6 protein-coding genes are annotated in these 6,660 nt (G+C 70.5%); 3 read left to right on the top strand and 3 right to left on the bottom strand.

Annotated elements, in window-relative coordinates; translation table 11 throughout:
* From K5L01_RS11355 to K5L01_RS11345, 3 genes are all read right to left on the bottom strand, one after another.
* Nucleotides 1-203, bottom strand: a 203-nt coding sequence (locus tag K5L01_RS11355; RefSeq protein WP_250064623.1) for a hypothetical protein, incomplete at its 3' end; no start/stop codon positions are given.
* Complete coding sequence (locus tag K5L01_RS11350) at nucleotides 200-1,969, bottom strand: copper resistance system multicopper oxidase (protein ID WP_250064622.1); 1,770 nt, start codon at nucleotides 1,967-1,969, stop codon at nucleotides 200-202. The genes K5L01_RS11355 and K5L01_RS11350, both read right to left, overlap by 4 nt.
* 208 nt (nucleotides 1,970-2,177) lie before the next feature.
* On the bottom strand, nucleotides 2,178-2,531 hold the full coding sequence (locus K5L01_RS11345) for a CopL family metal-binding regulatory protein (protein ID WP_250064621.1): 354 nt from the start codon (nucleotides 2,529-2,531) through the stop codon (nucleotides 2,178-2,180).
* 118 nt (nucleotides 2,532-2,649) lie between these two features.
* On the opposite strand from K5L01_RS11345, the gene K5L01_RS11340 reads away from it, so the two are divergent.
* The 3 genes from K5L01_RS11340 to K5L01_RS11330 all read left to right on the top strand — a co-directional run bounded on the left by K5L01_RS11340 (nucleotide 2,650) and on the right by K5L01_RS11330 (nucleotide 6,263).
* Nucleotides 2,650-3,771, top strand: a complete 1,122-nt coding sequence (locus K5L01_RS11340; protein WP_250064620.1) for a PLP-dependent cysteine synthase family protein — start codon at nucleotides 2,650-2,652, stop codon at nucleotides 3,769-3,771.
* 34 nt (nucleotides 3,772-3,805) lie between these two features.
* Nucleotides 3,806-5,833, top strand: a complete 2,028-nt coding sequence (locus K5L01_RS11335) for a M3 family metallopeptidase (RefSeq protein ID WP_250064619.1) — start codon at nucleotides 3,806-3,808, stop codon at nucleotides 5,831-5,833.
* Nucleotides 5,834-5,912: 79 nt separating this feature from the next.
* Nucleotides 5,913-6,263: an SH3 domain-containing protein gene (locus K5L01_RS11330; protein WP_250064618.1), complete on the top strand. Its 351-nt coding sequence runs from the start codon at nucleotides 5,913-5,915 to the stop codon at nucleotides 6,261-6,263.
* The last annotated feature ends 397 nt before the right edge of the window (nucleotides 6,264-6,660 follow it).

Here is a 6,660-nt window from a genome sequence, read left to right as displayed (position 1 = left end):
CCGACGGCACCGTGCTGCGGTGCATGGCTGGCATGCGGGTCGTTCTCCGCGGCTTGGGCGGCGACCGGTGCATGGCCCGCGTGCGGCGCGGGTGCCGTGGCGGCCTCATGGCCGTGAAGGCCCGCATGCGGGTCCTGCGCGAGGGTGCTGCCGGTGGCCGAGGCGAGGGCGAGGTACAGCAGGGACCGGGTCGTGGTCTTCATGCTTCGATCCTCACTTCGCGCATCATGCCTGCTTCCATGTGGTACAGCAGGTGGCAGTGGAAGGCCCAGCGGCCCAGGGCGTCGGCGCGGACGCGGTAGCTGCGGCGCGTGCCCGGCGGCATGTCGACGGTGTGCTTGCGTACCTGGAAGCGGCCGTCGGCATCCTCCAGGTCGCTCCAGACGCCGTGCAGGTGGATCGGGTGCGACATCATCGTGTCGTTGACCAGCACGATGCGCATGCGCTCGCCGTAGTTCAGCCGCAACGGCTCGGCGCCGGCGAACGGGATGCCGTCGAAGTTCCAGGCGAACTTCTCCATGTGCCCGGTCAGGTGCAGTTCGATCTCGCGGCCTGGTTCGCGCCCGTCCGGGTCCTCGAACAGCGAGCGCATGTCGGCGTAGGCCAGGACCTTGCGGCCGTTGTCGCGCAGGCCGATACCGGGATCGTCCAGGCGCGGCGAGCTGGCCGCGCTCTGCATGTCCACCAGCGGGTTGCCGCGTTCGCCGGCCGGGTGGTTCGGCGCGTGCCCGCCCGATCCCCCATGGCCGGCATGCGCATCGTGCGCGCCGTGCGCCGTTTCCGCGGTGCCGTGGCCGCCACCGTGGCCGCCCTCATGGTCGTGGGCCATGTCGGCCATGGTCAGCAGCGGGCGCGGATCCCGTGCCGGCACCGGTGCCTGCAGCCCGTGGCGCACGGCCAGCGTGCCGCAGGCGTGGCCGGTGCGGGCCATGTCCTGCGCGAACAGGGTGAAGGCGTCCTGGCCCGCCGGCTCGACGATCACGTCGAAGGTCTCGGCCACCGCGATGCGGAACTCGTCCACGCTCACCGGGTGGATGTACTGGCCGTCGGCGGCCACCACGGTCATCTTCAGCCCGGGAATGCGCACGTCGAAATAGGTCATCGCCGAGCCGTTGATGAAGCGCAGAAGCACCTTCTCGCCGTGGCGGAACAGCCCGGTCCAGTTGCCGGCCGGCGCGGTACCGTTCATCAGGTAGGTGTAGCTGTGGGCGTTGATGTCGGAGATGTCCGAGGGGGTCATCCGCATGCGTCCCCACATGCCGCGGTCGGCGAGGGTGGCGTCCAGGCCGTCACGCCGCGCGTCGCGCAGGAAGTCCCCCACCGTGCGCTGGTAGGTGTTGTCGTGCATCGGCATCTTCTTCATGCGCCGGTAGAGCGCGGCCGGATCGATGTCGGTCCAGTCCGACAGCAGCACCACGTGCTCGCGGTCGAAGCGGTACGGCGGCGGCTCCAGCGGATCGATCACCAGTGCGCCGTACAGGCCGGCCTGTTCCTGGAACAGCGAGTGGCTGTGGTACCAGTAGGTGCCGGACTGGCGCAGCTGGAAGCGGTACTGGAAGGCTTCGCCCGGTGCGATGCCGTCGAAGCTCAGGCCGGGGACGCCGTCCATGTTGGCCGGCAGCAGGATGCCGTGCCAATGGATCGAGGTCATCTCGCCGGCGAGCGTGTTGGCCACGCGGATGGCGACGGTGTCGCCTTCGCGCCAGCGCAGCGTCGGCGCCGGCAACGAGCCGTTCACGGTGATGGCGCCGCGCGCGCGGCCGGTGAAGTCGACGCTCGAGCGGCCGATGGCCAGGCTCAGGTCGGTACCGCGCAGTTCGGTGGCGGGGGTTGCGCGGACCGGCAGGGCGAGCGCGTCGGAGGGGTGCCACAGGCCGGCGCCGGCGACGACGCCGCCCACGGCCAGCCCCTGGACGAAGCGGCGCCGGGACAGGGTCGGGCGCGGATCGTCGGGTAGATCGGTTTTCATCTGGACTCCAGCTGCCGCCCGGTGCAGGGCGGCGGTACGCAGGGGATCGTGCGTGCGGGAGCATCCCGTGGCGCGCGGCGGCAGCCGTTCTTCTCCGGCTCCGGTGTGGCCGGAACGGGAGGCACGGGCTGCCCGGGGCGCGCGTCGGGGCGCCCTCGCAGCGGTGGGCCGGCGCCGGGGCGGGCCCGGGGCGCCGGTCACGGCCGGGTCAGGCGATGGGAGGGCGGTTGAGCTGGTCCGGGCGCACGCCGACGGGGGCGGGCAGGGCGGGCACGGGGTCGAGCGAGCGCGGCGACAGGCGGAACTGCACGGGCGCGGGGGCGATCAGCGAACCGCAATGCTGCGTGCAGTCGCAGTGCCCGTTGCCGTCGCAGTGGGACGGGGCGGGCGCGTCGGCGGCTTCCTCCATTCCCTCATCGGCATGGCAGCAGGCGTGCTCGGCCACCTGGACGACCGTTGCCGCCGGCATCGCCATCGCCGTGGCCATCCACACCGACCCGACCGCACTGGCGAGCAGGGAGAGGCAGAGCAGCAGGGGCAGCAGGATGCGGGACACGGGCACGGACGAGGGGCCGGGGATCCGCACCATACCACCCTCGTCCGCTGCCGTGCGCGGCCGGCGGCGGGACGGCGCGGTCCGAAGTAGAATCGCCCGGGAGCCCACAGTGAAGCGGCGATCCATGTCCCAGCGCGCCTGGGTGGCGGCAGCCATCCACAAGATCGAGGCCGATTTCAACCGGTCGGCCGATACCCACCTGATCCCGATGGACCTGCCCGGCTTCCCGGGCATCGATGTCTACCTGAAGGACGAGTCCAGCCATCCCACCGGCAGCCTCAAGCACCGCCTGGCGCGGTCGCTGTTCCTGTACGCGCTGGCCAACGGCTGGCTGCGCGAAGGCTGCCCGGTGATCGAGGCGTCCAGCGGTTCGACGGCGGTGTCCGAAGCCTATTTCGCGCGTCTGCTGGGGCTGCCGTTCATCGCGGTGATCCCGGCCGGGACGTCGCCGGAGAAGATCGCCGCCATCGAGTTCCATGGCGGCCGCTGCCACTTGGTCGAGCGCGCCTGCCAGCTGAACGCCGAGTCGGAGCGCCTGGCGCGCGAGACCGGCGGCCACTTCATGGACCAGTTCACCTATGCCGAGCGGGCCACCGACTGGCGGGCCAACAACAACATCGCCGAGTCGATCTTCAAGCAGATGGCCGAGGAACCGCATCCGGTGCCGGACTGGATCGTCTGCAGCCCGGGGACCGGCGGTACCGCGGCCACCCTGGGGCGGTACGTCAGCTACCGCCGGCACGACACCCTGATCCTGTGCGTGGACCCCGAAGTGTCGGTGTTCTACGACGGCTACTGCGCGGCGCTGGCCGGCGCCGACTGGCGCGACATGGCCTGCGAGGGCGGCTCGCGGGTGGAGGGCATCGGCCGTCCGCGGGTGGAACGCAGCTTCATCCCGACCTGCGTGGATGCGATGGTCAAGGTGCCCGACGCCTTGAGCCTGGCCGCCATGCGCCATGTCAGCGCCACGCTCGGGCGCCGCGTCGGCGGCTCCACCGGCACCAACTTCATCGGCGTGCTGTATGCGGCCCAGCAGATGCGGGAGGCCGGCCGCGACGGCGCCATCGTCACCATCCTCTGCGATGCCGGCGAGCGCTACGCGCACAGCTACTACGACCCGGCCTGGTACGCGCGCCAGGGCATCGAGGTCGAGGCCGCCGATGCCGCCATCGCCGCGGCGGTCGCCGGCCATGGCCTGCCGGAACTGCCTTGTGCCTGGCTGGAACCGTCGCCATATCGGAGCTGATGCCGGCCGTGCCGGAACCGCTTCCAGGATCTGCATGAACACCAATCCCCTGCTCGATTTTTCCGGCCTGCCGCGTTTCGACGAAATCCGCCCCGAGCATGTCGGCCCGGCCATCGATGCCCTGCTGGCCGAGGCGGACGCTGCGGTGAAGGCCGCCGAGAGCGTGGCGCCGGTGAGCTGGGAGACCTTCGTGGTGCCGCTGGACGATGCCACCGAGCGGCTGTCGCGGGCCTGGGGCCAGGTCGCCCACCTGCAGGCGGTGGCCGATACCGCAGCGCTGCGCGAGGCCTACAACGCGAACCTGCCGAAGATCAGTCGCTTCGGCAGCGCGCTGGCACAGAACCCGGCCCTGTATGCGCAGTACAAGGCCCTGGCCGCGGCTCCAGAGGCTGCCGCGTTCGACGACGCCCGGCGCAGGGCGCTGGACAATGCGCTGCGCGATTTCCGCCTGGGCGGTGCCGAGCTGGATGCCGCCGGCAAGGCGCGCCTCGCCGAGCTGCAGGAAGCGCTGTCCGGGTTGCAGGCGGCCTTTTCGCAGAACGTGCTGGATGCCACCGCTGCGTTCGCGTTGTACGTGGACGACGCCGGCGAACTGTCGGGCCTGCCGGCCGATGTCGTCGCGGCCGCCCGCGACGCGGCGCGGGAGGAGGGGCGTGGCGGCTTCAAGCTGACCCTGCAGATGCCGTGCTACCTGCCGGTACAGACCTATGCCGACGACCGCGCGCTGCGCGAGCGGCTGTACCACGCGCATGCGGTGCGCGCGTCGGAGTTCGGCGACCCTTCGCTGGACAATACCGGCAACATCGCGCGCATCCTCGCCGTTCGCGCCGAGCTGGCGGAACTGCTGGGCTTCGACAACTACGCCGAATATTCCGTCGCCACCAAGATGGCCGACAGCGCACAGCAGGTGCTGGACTTCCTGCGCGATCTCGCGACCCGCGCCAGGCCCCACGCGCAGCGCGACCGCAGTGAGCTGGAAGCGTTCGCGCGCGAGCAGTTGGGCATCGCGTCGCTGCAGGCCTGGGACCTGGCGTACGTGGCCGAGAAGCTCAAGCAGGCCCGCTATCGTTATTCCGAGCAGGAGGTGAAGCCGTACTTCACCGAACCCCGTGTGCTGGCCGGCCTGTTCGGCATCATCGAGCGGCTGTACGGGCTGAAGGTGGAGCCGGACAGTGCGCCGGTATGGCACGCGGATGCGCGCTTCTACCGGCTGGTGGATGCCGAGGGGGCCCTGGTCGGCCAGTTCTACCTGGATCTGTATGCCCGCGAAGGCAAGCGCGGTGGCGCGTGGATGGACGACTGCCGCAACCGGCGCGTCACCGCCGCCGGAGTGCAGACCCCGCTGGTGTACCTGGTCTGCAATTTCGGCCGTGGCCGTGACGGCCAGCCCGCGACCTTCAGTCACAGCGAGGTCACCACGCTCTTCCACGAAATGGGCCATGGCCTGCATCAGCTGCTGACCCGCGTCGGCGAACTGGCGGTGGCCGGCATCAACGGCGTGGAGTGGGATGCGGTGGAGCTGCCCAGCCAGTTCATGGAGAACTTCTGCTGGGAATGGGACCAGTTGCAGGCGATGAGTGCGCATGCGGTCAGCGGCGCGCCGCTGCCGCGCGAGCTGTTCGAGCGGATGCACACGGCGAGGAACTTCCAGAGCGGCATGTTCACCGTGCGCCAGCTGGAGTTCGGCTTGTTCGACATGCTGCTGCACAGCCGTTACCAGCCGGAGCAGGAGAGCGTGCTGCAGCTGCTGGAGCGGGTACGCGCGGAGGTGGCGGTCAATGTCCCGCCGGCCTGGAACCGCTTCCCCAACCAGTTCAGCCATATCTTCGCGGGCGGCTACGCGGCGGGCTACTACAGCTACAAATGGGCCGAGGTGCTCAGTGCCGACGCCTACGCGGCATTCGAAGAGGCGCCCAGCCAGATTGCCGAGACCGGCGCGCGCTTCCGGGCCGAGGTGCTGTCGCGGGGCGGCAGCCGCAGCGCGGCGGAGAACTTCCAGGCCTTCCGTGGCCGCGCACCGCAGATCGACGCGCTGCTGCGCCACAGCGGAATGGCCGCCTGAGGCCGGGCGGCGGCCTGCGTTCAGCGGCGATGCGGGCGTGGCGCGCTAAGCATGGGCGCTCGTCCAGCAGATCACGCTCATGGCACGTCCCCTCCTGCGTTTCGCCGCCGCCCTCGCCATTGTCGCGGGCGTCCTGTGGGTCCAGCCGCGGCGCGTCGAGCCGCCGGCGCGGGTTGCCGGCAGTGGCCTGAACCTGCGCAGCGCTCCCGATGTGCGCGCACAGCGGGTGGCCGTGCTGCCGGCGGGCAGCACCGTCGAGGTGCAGCGCTGCCTGGCCGATGCCAGCTGGTGCAATGTGCGCCACGGCGAGCGGAGCGGCTGGGTCGCCGCCGGCTACCTGCTCGCACGCCACGGTGGCGGCCAGGTCAGCGTCGCGCGGGTGGCGCGGGAGCTGGGAGTGCCGGTGGAGACGGCGCATCCGGGCGGCTGAGGGCCGATGCCCGTGCGGCCATCCACATGAGGGCGGCATTGAGAGGGCGGCGCGGTCGCCGGGCCTCTTCCCAATTGCCGCGGCAGGTCGCATACTTGCGCCCCTTCGCTTCAGGGCGCCGCATCCGCGGCAAGGTTTCACTCTGATGCGGGAGGTTTCCGGTCCGCCAAGAAGGTGTTGACGTACTGGGAAAGGCTGCCATAATAGGCGGCTCGCTTCGACGGGAAGCCCTTGTGGGCGGGTTGGAGCGGCGGAGTTGGCGTCCTGCAAAGGTGTTGACGAAGCGTAAGGGCTGGCTATAATGGGCGGCTCGCTCCAGCGGAAACGCGGGGCAGGTGGAAGAAGGCGTTGAGGCCGATTCCCGGGTTCTTTGAAAGTATGCGCAGGTATCTTGTGA

The sequence above is a fragment of the Stenotrophomonas mori genome, assembly GCF_023556335.1.
Lineage (GTDB): Bacteria > Pseudomonadota > Gammaproteobacteria > Xanthomonadales > Xanthomonadaceae > Stenotrophomonas > Stenotrophomonas mori.
This window is presented reverse-complemented; position numbering and strand designations above follow the sequence as displayed.